The following is a 553-nucleotide window of genomic DNA, read 5'->3' as shown; positions in this document are numbered from 1 at the left end:
GAGCGGATCCCCAAGGCTCGCAGGGTGCGGATGACGCGGCAGGCGATCTCGCCGCGGTTGGCCACCAGGACGGTGTCAAAAAGAGGTGTCATGAGCGGATCACATTCTAAAGAGGCCGAAGGAGGTTTCCGGCAGCGGGGTCCGGGCGCAGACGTCCAGGGCCAGGCCCAGCACGGTGCGGGTGTCGGCCGGGTCAATGACACCGTCGTCCCAGAGGCGGGCGGTGGAGTAGTACGGGCTGCCTTGATCCTCATATTGGGCCTTGATGGGGGCTTTGAACGCCTCCTCGGCGTCCGCGGACCAGTCCTCGCCGCGGCCCTCAATTTGGTCACGTTTGACGGTGGCGAGCACCGAGGATGCCTGGTTGCCGCCCATGACGGAGATGCGCGCGGCCGGCCACATCCACAGGAACCGTGGCGAGTACGCCCGCCCGCACATGGAGTAGTTGCCGGCCCCAAAGGAACCGCCCACAATAACCGTCAGCTTGGGCACGCGGGCGGTGGCGACAGCGGTGACCATCTTTGCCCCATGCTTGGCGATGCCGCCGTGCTCG

1 protein-coding gene and 1 pseudogene are annotated in these 553 nt (G+C 66.5%); both read right to left on the bottom strand.

Annotation, left to right across the window (positions count from 1 at the left end; translation table 11 throughout):
• On the bottom strand, positions 1 to 197 hold a 197-nt coding region (locus CXQ91_RS25915), incomplete at its 3' end, for a biotin carboxylase N-terminal domain-containing protein (protein ID WP_374953712.1).
• A pseudogene (locus tag CXQ91_RS24300) lies at positions 196 to 519 on the bottom strand (carboxyl transferase domain-containing protein); the annotation flags it as partial. The gene CXQ91_RS25915 and the pseudogene CXQ91_RS24300, both read right to left, overlap by 2 nt.
• Positions 520 to 553 lie beyond the last annotated feature (34 nt).

Source organism: Arthrobacter sp. Y81, from assembly GCF_002929335.1.
Taxonomy (GTDB): Bacteria; Actinomycetota; Actinomycetes; order Actinomycetales; family Micrococcaceae; genus Arthrobacter.
Note: the sequence above shows the minus strand (reverse complement) of the source record. Positions and strands in the feature narration are given on the sequence as shown.